The organism is Lapillicoccus sp. (assembly GCF_036559105.1).
In the GTDB taxonomy this organism is placed as follows: Bacteria; Actinomycetota; Actinomycetes; order Actinomycetales; family Dermatophilaceae; genus Lapillicoccus.
This window is the reverse complement of sequence record NZ_DATBTV010000065.1, coordinates 36,490-51,426: the sequence shown is the minus strand read 5'-3', so window position 1 is coordinate 51,426 and position 14,937 is coordinate 36,490. Positions and strand designations below refer to the sequence as shown.

The 14,937-nt window shown below is 71.2% G+C and carries 12 protein-coding genes; all 12 read left to right on the top strand.

All coding sequences use genetic code 11. The features are described from left to right. Positions 1-27: 27 nt before the first annotated feature. The 12 genes from prfB (at position 28) to VIG79_RS08695 (ending at position 14,927) form a co-directional block, all read left to right on the top strand. On the top strand, positions 28-1,146 hold the full coding sequence (gene prfB / locus VIG79_RS08745) for a peptide chain release factor 2 (RefSeq protein WP_331884647.1): 1,119 nt from the start codon (positions 28-30) through the stop codon (positions 1,144-1,146). Further along, the gene (locus VIG79_RS08740) at positions 1,143-1,574 is read left to right on the top strand and encodes a nitroreductase/quinone reductase family protein (RefSeq protein WP_331884645.1); all 432 of its coding nucleotides are present in this window, start codon (positions 1,143-1,145) and stop codon (positions 1,572-1,574) included. The genes prfB and VIG79_RS08740 overlap by 4 nt, the downstream gene beginning before the upstream one ends. Before the next feature lie 343 nt (positions 1,575-1,917). Further along, positions 1,918-3,567, top strand: a complete 1,650-nt coding sequence (gene mptB, locus VIG79_RS08735) for a polyprenol phosphomannose-dependent alpha 1,6 mannosyltransferase MptB (protein ID WP_331884643.1) — start codon at positions 1,918-1,920, stop codon at positions 3,565-3,567. Between the two features lie 299 nt (positions 3,568-3,866). Next, entirely contained in the window at positions 3,867-4,766 is a 900-nt protein-coding gene (gene ftsE / locus VIG79_RS08730) for a cell division ATP-binding protein FtsE (RefSeq protein WP_331884641.1), read from the top strand. Between the two features lie 4 nt (positions 4,767-4,770). Next, a complete protein-coding gene (ftsX, locus tag VIG79_RS08725) occupies positions 4,771-5,679 on the top strand; it encodes a permease-like cell division protein FtsX (RefSeq protein WP_331884639.1) in 909 nt (302 codons plus the stop codon). Continuing rightward, positions 5,672-6,979 (top strand): peptidoglycan DD-metalloendopeptidase family protein, encoded by a 1,308-nt coding sequence (locus VIG79_RS08720; RefSeq protein WP_331884637.1) that lies wholly within the window; start codon positions 5,672-5,674, stop codon positions 6,977-6,979. Before ftsX ends, VIG79_RS08720 begins: the two co-directional genes overlap by 8 nt. 145 nt (positions 6,980-7,124) lie before the next feature. Beyond that, the gene (smpB, locus tag VIG79_RS08715; RefSeq protein WP_331884635.1) at positions 7,125-7,595 is read left to right on the top strand and encodes an SsrA-binding protein SmpB; all 471 of its coding nucleotides are present in this window, start codon (positions 7,125-7,127) and stop codon (positions 7,593-7,595) included. Continuing rightward, on the top strand, positions 7,592-9,577 hold the full coding sequence (locus tag VIG79_RS08710; protein ID WP_331884633.1) for a DUF2207 domain-containing protein: 1,986 nt from the start codon (positions 7,592-7,594) through the stop codon (positions 9,575-9,577). The genes smpB and VIG79_RS08710 overlap by 4 nt, the downstream gene beginning before the upstream one ends. Positions 9,578-9,726: 149 nt before the next feature. Then, complete coding sequence (locus tag VIG79_RS19780; protein ID WP_414672605.1) at positions 9,727-10,167, top strand: SDR family oxidoreductase; 441 nt, start codon at positions 9,727-9,729, stop codon at positions 10,165-10,167. Between the two features lie 52 nt (positions 10,168-10,219). Next, positions 10,220-10,588: a hypothetical protein gene (locus VIG79_RS08705; RefSeq protein ID WP_331884631.1), complete on the top strand. Its 369-nt coding sequence runs from the start codon at positions 10,220-10,222 to the stop codon at positions 10,586-10,588. Positions 10,589-10,762: 174 nt separating this feature from the next. Further along, entirely contained in the window at positions 10,763-13,612 is a 2,850-nt protein-coding gene (ppc, locus tag VIG79_RS08700) for a phosphoenolpyruvate carboxylase (protein ID WP_331884629.1), read from the top strand. A 34-nt stretch (positions 13,613-13,646) separates the two neighbouring features. Continuing rightward, positions 13,647-14,927, top strand: a complete 1,281-nt coding sequence (locus VIG79_RS08695) for an MFS transporter (RefSeq protein WP_331884627.1) — start codon at positions 13,647-13,649, stop codon at positions 14,925-14,927. Positions 14,928-14,937 lie beyond the last annotated feature (10 nt).

Genomic DNA, 14,937 nt, shown 5'->3' with positions numbered 1-14,937 from the left:
TCGCGGGGTGCCTTAGGCTCGACCCTCGTGGCTGTCGACTTCCATGAGGAGATCAAGACCCTGCGCGCGACGATGGACTCCGTGCGCGAGGTGACGAACCTCGACGCCCTCCGCAGCCAGATCACCGACCTCGAGAAGCAGGCCTCGGTCCCGGATCTCTGGGACGACCAGGAGAAGGCGCAGCAGGTCACCTCGTCGCTGTCGCGGGCCAACACCGAGCTCGAGCGGGTCGTGGGGATGGACCAGCGGGTCGAGGATCTCGAGACCCTCGTCGAGATGGGCACCGAGGACGGCGGCGACCCCGAGACGATGGCCGAGGCCGAGCGCGACCTCGCCGCTCTCAAGAAGGACGTGGGCGAGCTCGAGGTCCGAACCCTCCTGTCCGGCGAGTACGACGAGCGCGAGGCGGTCGTCACGATCCGCTCCGGAGCCGGTGGCGTCGACGCCGCCGACTTCGCCGAGATGCTCATGCGGATGTACCTGCGCTGGGCCGAGCGCCACCAGTACCCGACGAGCGTCCTCGACACGAGCTACGCCGAGGAGGCGGGACTCAAGTCCGCGACCTTCGAGGTCAAGGCCCCGTATGCGTTCGGGCACCTCACCGTCGAGGCGGGGACGCACCGGTTGGTCCGGATCAGCCCGTTCGACAACCAGGGGCGGCGCCAGACCAGCTTCGCCGCCGTCGAGGTGATCCCGCTCATCGAGAGCACCGACTCGATCGAGATCCCCGAGAACGAGATCAAGGTCGACGTCTTCCGCTCGAGCGGTCCGGGAGGTCAGTCGGTCAACACCACCGACTCCGCGGTCCGGATGACCCACATCCCCACGGGCATCGTCGTCTCGATGCAGAACGAGAAGTCTCAGATCCAGAACCGCGCCGCCGCCCTGCGCGTGCTCCAGTCTCGGCTGCTGCTCGTCCGGCAGGCCGAGGAGGACGCGACCAAGAAGGAGATGGCCGGCGACATCAAGGCCAGCTGGGGCGACCAGATGCGGTCCTACGTCCTGCACCCGTACCAGATGGTCAAGGACCTGCGCACCGAGCACGAGGTCGGCAACACCAGCGGGGTCTTCGACGGCGACATCGACGACTTCATCGAGGCAGGAATCCGCTGGCGCCGCACCGGTGAGAAAGAGAACGCGTCATGACCGGTATGCAGCGGCGCCTCTTCCGCTTGGGCAACCGCGTCAGCGTCTGGCTCTATCGCACGAGCGGCGGCCGGATCGGCGGTAAGGCCCGCGGCGGCTCGCCGGTGATGATCCTGACCGTGGCAGGTCGTCGGAGCGGGACGCCGTTCAGCAACCCGGTCGCCTACTTCGAGCGTGACGGGGGCTGGCTGGTCGTCGGATCGGCCGGCGGGCTGCCGGATGAGCCACAGTGGTTCCGCAACCTGCGGGCGACGGACACGGCCGGGGTGGATCTGCGTGACCAACATCACGATGTCGCCGTGCGCGTGCTCGAGGGCGAGGAGCGGGACGACGCGTTCGCCCAGGTGCTGCAGGAGAACCCGAGTTTCGGTGCCTACGAGGGCAAGGCGGGCCGCCCGATGCCCGTGGCGCACCTCACACCCCGCTGAGGCCGACTCGTTACACGCTCGTCACACCATGGGCCCCACGCGCCACGCCAGCCACTCCAGCATCGATGCGGGCGGGCGCACGCCAAGGTTTCGATGTAATCTCGATCTGCGTCCGGCTGGCGTTCACCTCCCGCAGTGTGTCGCCGTCAGCGCCTACTCTCGGCAACAGCGCCGGCGGGACGGGTGACGCGACGAGCAGGCTACGCATGTCTATCCGTCACCGACGAGGCCGTCGGCGGCCGATGGGGTCGTACCCCCGGTACGACGTCGTCGGGGGGTGAGGCATCGGGTCCAGACGGTACGGCAACGAAACCAAGTACGGGCGAACGGAGCGAGAATCGCGATGACGGTGGACCAAGGGCTGACGAGGCCCGCCGCCAGCCCCGTCGCGCTCGCCGTCGCCCGCGAGATTGCGGGGGTGGCGGACGCCTGGCGCATCCCGGCCGTCCGCCGCGGCACCTTCGCCGGCCTGCTCATCCTCGTCGGCAGCCTCACGCCGGCCTTCCTGCCCGACGTCAACCCGTTCACCGACGTCCCCGTGCTGGGCTGGTTGCAGACCGTCCCCGGCCGCATCCTCGCCACGGCGGTGCTCATGGCCGGCGTGCTGCTCATGCTCGACTCGTGGCTGCGCCTGCGCCCACGGGCTGGGCGGGCCAACCCCACCCGGCACATCCTCTGGCTGTGGACGCTGCCGCTGCTGCTCGCGCCGCCGCTGTTCAGCCGCGACGCCTACAGCTACGCCGGGCAGGGCCGCCTCGTCCACGTCGGGATCGACCCCTACCGGTACGGGCCGGCCGCGATCGCGGAGCAGTACTCCCAGAACGTCGACCCGATGTGGCTCTACACGCCGGCGCCCTACGGGCCGCTGCAGCTGCAGATCCAGCACCTCATCGTCGACGTCGCCGGGCCCAGCCAGCCGTACGCGGCGGCGGTCGCCATGCGCCTGCCGGCCCTTCTCGGGGTCGCACTCATCGCCTTCCTGCTGCCCAAGATCGCGAGCCGCTTCGGCTACGACGTCGGGATGACGACGTGGTTCGTCGTGCTCAACCCCCTCGTCGTCATGCACCTCGTCGGCGGCGCGCACAACGACGCGCTGATGCTCGGTCTCATGGTCCTCGGCATCTACCTCGCGGTCGAGAAGCGGACCTGGTTGGCGGTGATCGCCATCGCCCTCGCCGGTGCGATCAAGGCCCCAGGGCTCGCCGCCATCCTCGTCGTGGTCGCCCTGGAGGCTCGTCGCCGACACGGCCGGGTGCCGTCCATCCCCGCGGTGTTCCGCGAGCTCGTCCGGTGCGGTGGCGCCTGCGTGGCCGCCTTCCTCGCCATCACCGTCGCCTGTGGTCTCGGTCTGGGGTGGCTCGGGGCGCTGGGCGTGCCGGGTGCCGTGCGGTCGGTCCTGTCTCCGGTGACCGTCTTCGGTATGGGCCTCGAGCACGTCCTCATCTGGCTCCAGGTGCCCAACGCGCTCGACACCACCGTCATGGTGGTCCAGCGGATCGGCCAGGTCCTCGGCATCCTGGTCTGCGCGCGGATCGCCTGGCGACTCGGACCGGTCGCGCCGCTCCGGGCGCTCGCGTGGATCGTGACGATCATTGTGGTCACCGGTCCCGTCGTGCACCCCTGGTACCTCATCTGGGCCGGCCTGTTCCTCGGCGTCACCGAGGGCACCCGGTTCTGGCCGAGCCGCGTCATGGTCTGGGTGACCGCCGGCCTGGTCGTCTACAGCACCGTCGACTCCGCGTTCCGCAACGGCGCGCTCGCGCTCGGCGTCACCGCCGCGCTGGCGCTGACCTGGATCGCCATGGGCCACGACCGCGACCTCGACCGTGAGAAGGACCCGATCCGCGTGGCCACCCTCGGGCGCTGGAGCACCCTCATGAGCTGGTGGGCGTTCCTCCAGGGCGCCACCGCGGGCGGGGGCGCGCTGCGTCGCCAGCCGCCGGCGGCAGAGATGCTCGACGGGGTCGACGACCGCGAGCCGAGCTCGCGCTGACGTCTCGCGCTGACGTCTCGCGCCGCGCCCGGATCGTCGGGATCTGACCCGAACGGGTGACATCCGGGTGACATCCGTGCCAACGCCTTCCCCTGGCCGCTGAGCCGCCTTACCGTGTTGGTGCCCGGTCCACGCCAGTGCCGGGCAGGCAGGGGGGACCAGGTCGCCACGCCCGAGTCACATCAGTAACACCCGTTTCACGGGTGCCCGGTTTACGCTCCCAAGGACGCTCCCATGCGCGACAGCCCCCGAGGGCGCCCGACGAGGGTCCCCACCGAGAGCCGAAGGCCCACGCTCACATGATCCTGTTCGACACCGTGACGAAGAAGTACCCGCGGACCACGCGGCCCGCCGTCGACGGCGTGTCGCTCGAGGTCGAACGTGGCGAGTTCGTCTTCATCGTCGGCCAGTCCGGCTCCGGCAAGTCCACCCTCCTGCGCCTCGCGCTCAAGGAGGAGAACGCCACGTCGGGGTCGGTCTTCGTCGCCGGCCGCGAGCTGTCCCGGCTGCCCGACCGCAAGGTGCCGCAGCTGCGCCGCGAGATCGGCACGGTGTTCCAGGACTTCCGACTGCTGCCCAACAAGAACGTCTTCCAGAACGTCGCCTTCGCGCTCCAGGTCATCGGCAAGTCCCGCTCGGTGATCCGCCAGACGGTCCCCGAGACCCTGCGCACCGTCGGGCTCGAGGGCAAGGAGAAACGGCTCCCGCACGAGCTGTCCGGTGGCGAGCAGCAGCGGGTGGCCATCGCCCGCGCCATCGTCAACAAGCCGGCCATCCTCCTCGCCGACGAGCCCACCGGGAACCTCGACCCGGGCATCAGCCTGGAGATCGTCGGACTGCTCGACCGGATCAACCGCTCGGGCACGACCATCGTCATGGCGACCCACGACCTGCACATCGTCAACGCCTACCGGAAGCGCGTCATCGAGCTGAAGGAGGGCCGCGTCGTCCGCGACGATGCCGGCGGCGAGTACAACTCGGGCGAGATCGTCATGCCCGGCTGGGACACGCGCCCGTCACTCGACGCGCTCGACGCGGTGGCCGTGGCGGAGGCCGCCGGCCGCGAGGCGGAGGTCGCCCACGCCGACGGCCCCGACGGCGCCCCATCCGACGGCCCCGACTCCGACGAACTGGTCGTTGTGGGCGCCGCCGCGACAGAGCCCCGGACCTCCCGGCTGAAGCTCCGCCGAGGCCGGTGAGCTGATGCGCCTCGGCTTCCTGCTCGGCGAGATCGGCAACGGTCTGCGCCGCAACGTCTCGATGGTCGTCTCGGTCGTCCTCGTGACGATGATCTCGATGTACCTGCTCGGCATGGGCCTGCTGGCCCAGCGGCAGGTCGACACCATGAAGGACTACTGGTACGACCGCGTCCAGGTGTCGATCTTCCTGTGCGTCGACAAGTCGCTGTACCCCAACTGCGCCGGCGCCGCGACCACCCCGGCCCAGCGCGACGCGCTCAAGGCCCAGCTCGAGCAGATGAAGCCGCCCGTCAAGGAGGTCTTCTACGAGACCCAGGGCGAGGCATACCAGCGGTTCAAGGACCAGTTCCGCAACAGCCCCCTCGGGGAACAGGCGACCGAGCGCGCGTTCGCTGACTCGTTCCGCGTCTCGCTGACCGACGCGAGCAAGTTCGACGTCATCGCCAGCTCGTTCCAGGGCGCGCCGGGCGTGGGCAAGGTCCAGGACCAGAAGCAGCTGCTCGACAAGTTCTTCACCTTCATGAACGTCGTGTCCTGGGGGGCCATCGCCCTGGCGGTGCTCATGGTCCTGTGCGCCACGCTGCTGATGGCCACGACCATCCGGCAGACCGCGTTCAGCCGACGCCGGGAGACCGGGATCATGCGCCTCGTCGGGGCCTCGAACTCGACCATCCAGCTGCCCTTCATCATGGAGACGGTCGTCGCCGCGGTCGTCGGTGCCGGGCTGGCGATGGCCCTCCTGTACGCGACGGTCCGCTACGGGGTGTCGGGCTACCTCAGCACCGCGCTCATCGACACCGCCTTCATCGGGGTGCCTGACGTCGTCGCCATCGCGCCGTGGGTCATCGGTGGAGTCGTCGGCCTGGCCATCCTGACCTCGGGGTTCACCCTGCGGAGGTACCTCCGTGTCTAGACACCCCGCCAGTCACCCCACGACGTTCCGCCGTCGCGCGGTGTCGTCCGCGGTGGCCGCCGCCTGTGCCCTGGCCTTCGGGGTCACCGGGGCGCTGTCCTCGGCGGCCGACACGGGGGACCAGAAGCGGGCCGTCGACCAGCAGATCCAGGACATCCAGGGCGCGCTCGACGAGACCTCAGCCGACCTCGCCACCGCCTACAACGCCCTCCAGGCGACCCAGTCGCAGCTGCCGGCCGCGCAGGCCGCGCTCACCCAGGCCGAGGACGCCGAGCACGCGGCGAACCAGCACAACGACGAGATCGCCGCACAGCTGGCGGTAGCGCAGGCCAACGAGCAGCGCGCGGTCGAGACGCAGACCGCCAACAAGGCCAAGCTCGACCAGACCCAGTCGGTCCTGGACAACTTCGCCGCCGACCTCTTCCAGGGTGGCGGGGGCGGCTCGCAGATGTCCGTCGCGCTGGGGGCGACCAGCGCCGACGACTTCGCGACCCGCGTCGTCCTCGCCGACCAGGTCACCTCGCTCACCGACAACGCGCTCAAGGAGCTCCAGAACGCCCGCGCGGAGGCCACCGCGCAGGAGTCCTACCTCAAGGCGGTCGAGGCCGAGGTCACCCAGCTCAAGCACGAGGCCGAGGACGCGCTGGCCAAGGCCCAGGCCGCCCGCACCACGGCGGCCACGGCGAAGACCAACCTCGACAACCTCATGACCCAGCAGTCCGCATACGCCGCTCAGGTCGAGTCGAAGAAGGCGGGCGAGCTCCAGCGGCTCGCCGACGCCGAGGCGGAGCAGGCGCAGCTCCAGGCCACGCTGGCGGCACAGGCCCGTGCCGCGGCGGCGGCCGAGGCGGCTCGGGCGGCCGCGGCCCGCGCGGCCGGACGCACCTACGCCCCCGTCACCGGCGGCACCGGGTTCCTCAGCCACGCGGCCAACGGGCCGATCACGTCTCCGTTCGGGATGCGCTACCACCCGATCCTGCACGTGTGGAAGCTCCACTCCGGCACCGACTTCGGTGTCCCGTGCGGCACCCCCGTGTTCGCGGCAGCGGACGGCACGGTGATCAGTGCCGGATGGGGTGGCGGCGACGGCAACCGGATCGTCATCGACCACGGCATCGTGAGCGGTGTCGACCTCGCCTCCACCTACAACCACCTGACCTCGTTCGTTGTCAAGAGCGGCCGGGTCACCCGGGGTCAGCTCATCGCCTACTCGGGCACGACGGGCTACTCGACTGGGTGTCACCTGCACTTCGAGACACTGGAGAACGGGCAGTTCGTCGACCCCATGAAGTGGCTGTAGCAGCGCTCTCGGGAACCTCGCGTCGTCCGCCGACGTCAATCTCGCAGGAGTCGCGTCGGCCGGCCCGGTAGCGTGGCCTTGCGCACGGGTCGACTCGCGCGCGTCGGACGACGAGCAGTCGGGAACGAGCGGGGAGGGCGGAGCGGTGGCCAAGGAACGCGGTCGATCGGTGATCGCGAGCAACCGCAAGGCGCGCCACGACTACCACATCGAGGACGTCTTCGAGGCGGGCCTCGCGCTGACCGGTACCGAGGTCAAGGCCCTGCGGATGGGTCGCGCCTCGCTCGTGGACGGGTTCGCGCACTTCTCCGGCAACGAGCTGTGGCTCGAAGGCGTGCACATCCCGGAGTACCTCAACGGCACCTGGACCAACCACGCGCCGCGTCGACGTCGCAAGCTGCTCCTGCACCGCGAGGAGCTCGAGAAGATCGCGACCAAGACCCGCGAGCGCGGACGCACGGTGGTGCCGCTGCAGCTGTACTTCAAGGACGGCCGCGCCAAGGTCGAGATCGCCCTCGCCACCGGCAAGCGAGAGTACGACAAGCGGCAGTCCCTCCGTGAGCGCCAGGACCGGCGGGAGGCCGACCGCGCGATAGGACACCGGGAGAACCGGTGAGGGGTCGCCTACCCGCCGTTCTCGCCCTGCTCCTCGCGGCGGCGGTACTCGTCGGCCTACCGGCAACGGCGTATGCGTCACCGCCCGCGGTCGCGGCCCCGGCGGCGAACGGGTCGTTCGACCGAATGTCGTCGTTCACCGCGGACTACGTCCTCGATGCCGAGGGCGGGGCGACGGTCACCGAGACGATCGACTACGTCTTCGGCACGAGCAGCGGAGCCAAGCACGGCATCTACCGCAACATCGTGACCCGCCAGGCGGTCAACGACCCCAACGACAAGTCCAACGAGGACACGTACCGGTACTACGCCCTCGACCTCGAGAGCGTGACGAGCCCGACGGGCGCACCGACCAAGGCCCAGCTCACCGACCAGTCCGGCGGCCAGACCCAGATCCGGATCGGCGACCCCGACGTCACGGTCAGCGGCTCCGAGACCTACGTCCTGACATACCACCTGGCCAACGTCATGAACCCGTTCCCGGACCACGCGGAGTTCTTCTACAACGTCTTCCTCGGCGACGCGATCCCGAAGGACCACGTGAAGGTCACCGTGACCGGACCGGGCGGGGTGACCACGGTCAACTGCGTCCGCGGCTCCGATCCCGGTAAGCCGTGCGACAGCGCCGAGGCCGGACCCACCGCTGTGTTCACCGTGGCCAACCTGCTGGGCAACGAGGACCTGACCATCGCGACGTCGTTGCCCCGCGCCGGGTTCGGTGAGCTCAAGCCCGACATCCGGGTCTACGGGTCGGCGTACGACGAGGGTCAGGCCAAGGTGCTGAGCTCCTTGGCGCTGGCCGGCGGGATCGGTGCGCCGCTGCTCGCCGCGGGAGTGATGGGCGTGCTCGTCGCGACGCGCGGCCGGGACGAGTGGTACGCCGGTGTCACTCCTGGCCTGTCCCCGGCTGGCGCCGGGTCCGGCGCTACCGACGCGGTGGCTCCCGGGACCGTCCCTCCGTCGCCGCAGCCGACCCGACGTGGCCGCAAGCCCGAGATCGCCGTCCAGTTCAACCCACCGCCGGGCGTCCAGCCAGGGATGGTGGGCACGGTCATCGACGAGTCGGCCGACACCATCGACGTCTCGGCCACCGTCATGGACCTCGCCGTGCGCGGGTTCATGCGGATCGAGGAGATCCAGGACGGGACGGTCTTCTCCCGCACCGACTGGCGCCTCGTGCAGCTGCCGCCGCCGGCGGGCCAGACCCTGCGCCCCTACGAGGCCACGGTTCTGGACGGCATCTTCGCCACGGGCTCCGACATCAAGCTGTCCGAGCTGAAGTACAAGTTCCACACGACCCTCAACCTCGCGATCCGCCAGATGTACACCGAGGTCGTCGAGCGCGGCTGGTTCCGCCGGTCGCCGCAGACGCAGCGGGCCGGCTGGCAGGCCCTCGGGTTCCTGCTCATCGGCGCCGGCGTCGTCAGCTGCTTCTACCTCGGTGTCATCACCCGCGCCATCGACCAGACCGGCGGGGTCGGGATCGGCATCCCGTCCGGGGTCGTGCTCGGCATCGGGCTGATCGTCGCCGGCCTCATCTTCCGGATCCTCGGCAAGCGGATGGCCGCCAAGACCGCTGCTGGTTCGGCGGTGTATGCGCAGTCCCTCGGCTTCCGCAAGTACCTCGAGACCGCCGAGGCGGGTCAGATCCGGTTCGAGGAGGCGTCGGCGATCTTCAGCCGGTACCTCCCGTACGCGATCGTGTTCGGTGTCGCCGACCGGTGGGCGGGGACGTTCCAGAAGGTCGCCGAAGCCGCGGCGGCGACGGGCAGCCCGCTGATCATGCCGACCTGGTACCTCTACAGCGGCGCGATGTTCCCCGACTTCACCAGCATCGCGGACGGCGCCGGTAGCTTCGCGTCGTCCGCGGGCGGGACGTTCGCCGCGACGGCCAGCTCCGGGTCGTCGGGCGGTTCCGCGTTCAGTGGGGGCGGTTTCAGCGGTGGCGGCGGCATGGGCGGGTCGAGCTCCGGCTCCTGGTAGCTCCGGTTCCTGGTAGCTCCGCGACCGGACACGCCGGGGGTGCCCCTTCTGACGACGTGGCCGACAACGACGTGGGCGACCCGAATCGACGACAACCGGCGTCCGGAGGGGAGTAGGGCGGTGTCGGCCACTGGTGCCAGGGTGCCGGAATGCACGTCGTCCTCGGTGCCACGGGTCACCTCGGATCGGCCGTGGCCCGGTCCCTGCTCGCGCCGGGCGAACCCGTCACCGTCGTCACCCGCAGCGCCGACAAGGCCAGCCGGTGGGAGGCCGACGGGGCGACGGCGGTCGTCCTCGACGTGCACGATGCCGAGGCGCTGAGGGCCGCGCTTCCGGACGGCGGCCGCGTGTTCGCGCTGAACCCGCCCGCCGACCCAACGGCGGTGACACCGACGCCGAGGAGAACCGCACCGGTGACGCTATCGCCGCCGCGATCCGCGGCGCCGACCTCGAGCGCGTCGTCGCCCTGTCCACCTATGGCGCTCAGCCGGGGGAGCGGATCGGCGACCTCGGCACGCTCTAGCCCTTCGAGCGGGCCATCGCGGACCTGGACATCCCGGTCGCGGTCGTCCGCGTCGCCTACCAGTTGAGCAACTGGGACGGGCTGCTCGCGCCGCCCGCGACGACCGTGTGCTCCCGACGATGCTCGACGAGCGCGGATCGATCCCGATGGTCGCCCCCGTCGACGTGGGCGTCGCGGTGGCCGACCTGCTGACCCGACCGCGACCGGCGACCAGCCTCCACTTCGTCGAAGGGCCCGACCGCTACACGCCGGTCGACGTCGCGCAGGCGTTCGCGGCGGCCCTCGGTCACCCCGTCGACGTCACCGTCACGCCGCGGGAGGGCTGGGTCCCGGCCTTTCGGGAGATGGGGTTCTCGGCCGAGGCGGCGGAGTCGTACGCCGGCATGGTCGCTCTCGCCACCAGCAACGAGATCGAGCTGCCCGAGTCGCCGACCCGCGGCCGCACGACTCTCCAGGACTACGTGGAGACCCTCGTGCGGACCCACTGACCGGCCACCGAGCACTGTGACCCGACTCAGATGTTCAGCGGTCCCTCGCGGTACGGACGTCCGGACCGAGCCGACATCGGAGCCCGGTCGGTGGCAACCGCGTCCGTGACAGCGACGCGTCCACCACGCGACCACGCCACACGCCCGTAACACGGGCGGGTCAGACTGACGGACATGACCGCCCGCGAGACCACCGAGCCCGGTGTGGCGACGCAGCACCACGGCGACGCCGACCGCCGATCGCTCGACGTGTCCCGGTTCGGCGGGGGGGTGGCGTCGGACTCGCAGCACACCGCGCTGCGCGCTTCGGTCCGGCAGCTGGGCCAGCTCCTCGGTGAGGCGCTGACCCGGCACGAGGGCGCCGACCTCCTCGCCCTGGTCGAGGAGGTGCGGGCCAAGGCCCGCGAACCCGGGGACGAGGCGCTGCACCGCCTCCTGGCTGGCGTCGACGACGCCACGGCGGTCGTGCTGGCCCGCGCCTTCACCGCCTACTTCCAGCTGGTCAACGTCACCGAGCAGCTGCACCGCTACCAGGAGCTGACCACGGGGGAGGAGGGTCCCCTCGAGGGCACCGTCCGCCGGATCGGCGAGGCCCTGGAGGACGGTTCGGTCGACCGTGAGCTCGTGGAGTCGGTCCTGGCCCGGGTCGAGTACCGGCCGGTCTTCACGGCCCACCCCACCGAGGCCACCCGCCGCACCGTGCTCACCCTGCTGCGCAAGATCGCCGACGTCGTGGACGCCTCGGAGGACCCGCGTCGCCCGAGCCTGGATCGGGCGCAGCGCGACCGACGGCTGGCCGAGCTGGTCGACCTGCTGTGGCAGACCGACGAGCTGCGGATCGTGCGCCCCCAGCCGACGGACGAGGCCCGGACCGCGACCTACTACCTGCGCTCGCTGGCCACCTCCGTCGTCCCGGACCTGCTCGAGGAGCTCGACCGCCAGCTGGCGACCATCGACGTCACCCTCCCGCTCGACGCGCGGCCGCTGCGGTTCGGTACGTGGGCCGGGGGGGATCGCGACGGCAACCCGAACGTCACGCCCGCAGTTACCCTCGACGTGCTCAGCCTGCAGCATCTCGCCGGCCTCCGCGTCCTCATCGACCAGGTCGAGGACCTCCTCACCGAGGCGTCCGCCTCCACTCGCGTGGTCACCGTCACCGACGAGCTGCTGGCCAGCCTCGACGCCGACGCCGAGGCCCTCCCCATCACCTTCGCCGCCGTGCGCCGGCTCAACGCGGAGGAGCCCTACCGGCTCAAGCTGTCGTTCGTCCGCGTACGGCTCCAGCGCACCCGCGACCGGTTGACCTCGGGACGACCGCACGAGCCGGGCCGCGACTACCGCCACCTCGACGAGCTGCTGGTCGACCTGACGTTGATCCGCGACTCGATGCTGGCCAACGGCGACCGGCTCAGCGCCGACGGCGCGATCCTGCGGCTGATCCGTACGACGAGGGCGATCGGTCTGGGTCTGGCCACCCTCGACGTCCGTGAGCACAGCGAGCGTCACCACGCCGCCCTCGCGGTCCTCGTCGACCGCGTCGGCGAGCTGGGCCGCCCCTACGCCGACCTCGACCGGGCAGCGCGCACGGCCTACCTCTCCCACGAGATGGCCAGCCGGCGTCCGCTGGTCGGGGCGGTCCGCGACGACCTGCCCACCGAGGCAACCGCGCTCCTCGACGTGTTCGACGCGATCCGGGTGGCCCTGGACACCTACGGCCGCGACGCCGTGGAGACCTACATCGTCTCGATGACGCACGACGTCGACGACCTCTTCGCCGTCGTGGTCCTGGCCCGTGAGGCCGGGCTCGTCGACCCCGGCGGTCACGACGCCCCGGCCGTGGCGAGGATCGGGTTCGCCCCGCTGTTCGAGACCGTCGCCGAGCTCGAGGCGGCCGGTCCGCTGCTCGCCGCCCTGCTGAGCGACCCGTCCTACCGCCGGGTCGTCGCGGCGCGCGGCGACGTGCAGGAGATCATGCTCGGCTACTCCGACTCGTCCAAGGACGCGGGCATCGCCGCGTCCCAGTGGCAGATCCACCTGGCCCAGCGCGCCCTGCGCGACGTGGCCCGCGAGCACGGTGTCGTCCTACGGCTGTTCCACGGCCGGGGAGGTTCGGTGGGCCGGGGCGGCGGCCCGACCGCGGAGGCGATCCTGTCGCAGCCCGACGGCAGCCTCGACGGCCCGATCAAGATCACCGAGCAGGGCGAGGTGCTGTCCGACAAGTACACCCTGCCCAAGCTCGGCCTGCTCAACCTCGAGAGCGCGCTGGCCGCGGTCGTCGAGGCCTCGATCCTGCACCGGACACCGCTGCTCGAACGCGAGGTCCTCTCGGACTGGGACGAGGCGATGGACGTCGTCGCCGAGGCCGGACAGACCGCATACCGCGCGCTCGTCCGCGATCCGGCCCTGGTGCCGTTCTTCGTCGCCGCGACCCCGGTCGACGAGCTGGGCAAGCTCAACATCGGCTCGCGACCGGCCAAGCGCCCCGGCGGCGCCGGCGGCCTGGACGACCTGCGCGCGATCCCGTGGGTCTTCGGCTGGACCCAGTCGCGGTTCATCCTGCCCGGCTGGTACGGCGTCGGCAGCGGTCTGGCCGCCGCCCGCGAGGACGGGCGGGGAGAGGCGCTGGCCGAGATGTACCGGACCTGGCCGTTCTTCCGGACGTTCCTCTCCAACGTCCAGATGACGCTGGCCAAGACGGACCTCGACATCGCCGCCCGCTACGTGCGCACCCTGGTCGCGGACGACTCGGCGGGCCTCTTCGACCGGATCCGCGAGGAGCACCTGCGCACCGTCGACGAGATCCTCGCGGTGACCGGGCAGTCGAGCCTGCTCGAGACCGCTCCGGTCCTGCGGCGCACGCTGGAGCTGCGTGACTCCTACCTCGCCCCGCTGCACGCGCTGCAGTCCAGCCTGCTGGCCCGGGTCCGCGAGGTCCCCGACGGGGAGGAACCGGACAGCGACCTCCAGCGCGCCCTGCTGTTGACCATCAACGGGATCGCCGCCGGGCTGCGCAACACGGGCTGATCGGCGTCGCCCCTCGTCCCTAGACTCGGGGACGATGATCACGACCACCGACGTCGCCGCCGCCCAGCGGCATACCGTGCGAACCCTCGTCACCACCCAGGCCGTGGGCGGCATCGGCCTCAGCGCGGCGATCGCCGTCGGCGCGCTGCTGGCGAAGGACATCACCGGCTCGGACGGCCTCTCCGGGCTGTCACAGACGGCCCAGACCCTCGGCGCAGCGGTCGTCGCGGCGATCCTGGCGGCGTTCATGTCCCGCCACGGTCGCCGCCCGGGCCTGACCATCGGCTACCTCACCGGCGCCCTGGGCGGCGCGCTGTGCCTCGTCTCGGGCGTGATCCGGTTTTTCCCGCTGCTGCTCGTCGGGATGGTGCTCCTCGGCGCCGTGACCGCCACGAACCTGCAGAGCCGGTACGCGGCCACGGACCTCGCGCTCCCGGCCCGCCGCGGGCGCGACCTCAGCACCGTCGTGTGGGCGACGACGATCGGTTCCGTTCTCGGACCCAACCTCAGCGGACCCGGCGCCGTGGTCGCCGGATGGCTGCACATCCCGGAGAAGACCGGCCCCTTCGTGTTCACCATCGTGGCGCTCCTGGCCGCCGCCGCCGTGATGGGCACCCTGCTGCGGCCCGACCCGCTGCTGCTGGCCCGCTCGGTGAGGGCGCAGGAGGAGCCCGACGAGACGGACCCGGGCGCCGACGACCGGCCGTGGGCCGTCATCCTCCACACGCCGCTCGTCCTCGCCGCGGCGGTCGGGATGGCCCTCAGCCACGCTGTCATGGTGTCGGTGATGGTGATGACCCCGATCCACATGGACCACGGCGGCGCGAGCCTCGAGGTGATCGGCCTGGTCATCAGCGGGCACATTCTCGGGATGTTCGCGTTCTCGCCGCTGGTCGGGATGCTCGCCGACCGGGTGGGCAGCCCGCTCGTGGTGGGTATCGGTGGGGTGATCCTGCTCGCCGCCCTGGTCCTGTCCGGGTTGTCCGCGCCGGGCGCCAGCCCCGGCCTGGGGCTCGGGTTGTTCCTCCTGGGTCTGGGCTGGTCGTTCGGCACCGTCGGGTCGTCCACGCTGCTCGTCGCGGCGACGCCCACCCGTCATCGACCGCGGGTCCAGGGGACCGTCGACATGACGACCGGGTTCACCGCGGCCGCCGGCGGCGCGGTGGCCGGGATCGTCGTCGGCACGCTCGGGTACGGCTGGCTCAGCGCCGGCGCCGCGGTGCTCGCGTTCGGCGTCGTGGTCGTCAGCGTCGTGGCCGGTCGGTATGCCGCCCGCGCCCGGACGGCGTTCGAGCCGGTCGCCGACCACGCCTGACTCCGCCCGA

What these genes read in the sequence shown, in the direction of transcription:
- VIG79_RS08740 (WP_331884645.1), top strand. Translation starts at nt 1,143, where the DNA reads ATGACCGGTATGCAGCGGCGCCTCTTCCGCTTGGGCAACCGCGTCAGC.
- mptB (WP_331884643.1), top strand. Translation starts at nt 1,918, where the DNA reads ATGACGGTGGACCAAGGGCTGACGAGGCCCGCCGCCAGCCCCGTCGCG.
- ftsE (WP_331884641.1), top strand. Translation starts at nt 3,867, where the DNA reads ATGATCCTGTTCGACACCGTGACGAAGAAGTACCCGCGGACCACGCGG.
- ftsX (WP_331884639.1), top strand. Translation starts at nt 4,771, where the DNA reads ATGCGCCTCGGCTTCCTGCTCGGCGAGATCGGCAACGGTCTGCGCCGC.
- VIG79_RS19780 (WP_414672605.1), top strand. Translation starts at nt 9,727, where the DNA reads ATGCACGTCGTCCTCGGTGCCACGGGTCACCTCGGATCGGCCGTGGCC.
- VIG79_RS08705 (WP_331884631.1), top strand. Translation starts at nt 10,220, where the DNA reads ATGCTCGACGAGCGCGGATCGATCCCGATGGTCGCCCCCGTCGACGTG.
- ppc (WP_331884629.1), top strand. Translation starts at nt 10,763, where the DNA reads ATGACCGCCCGCGAGACCACCGAGCCCGGTGTGGCGACGCAGCACCAC.
- VIG79_RS08695 (WP_331884627.1), top strand. Translation starts at nt 13,647, where the DNA reads ATGATCACGACCACCGACGTCGCCGCCGCCCAGCGGCATACCGTGCGA.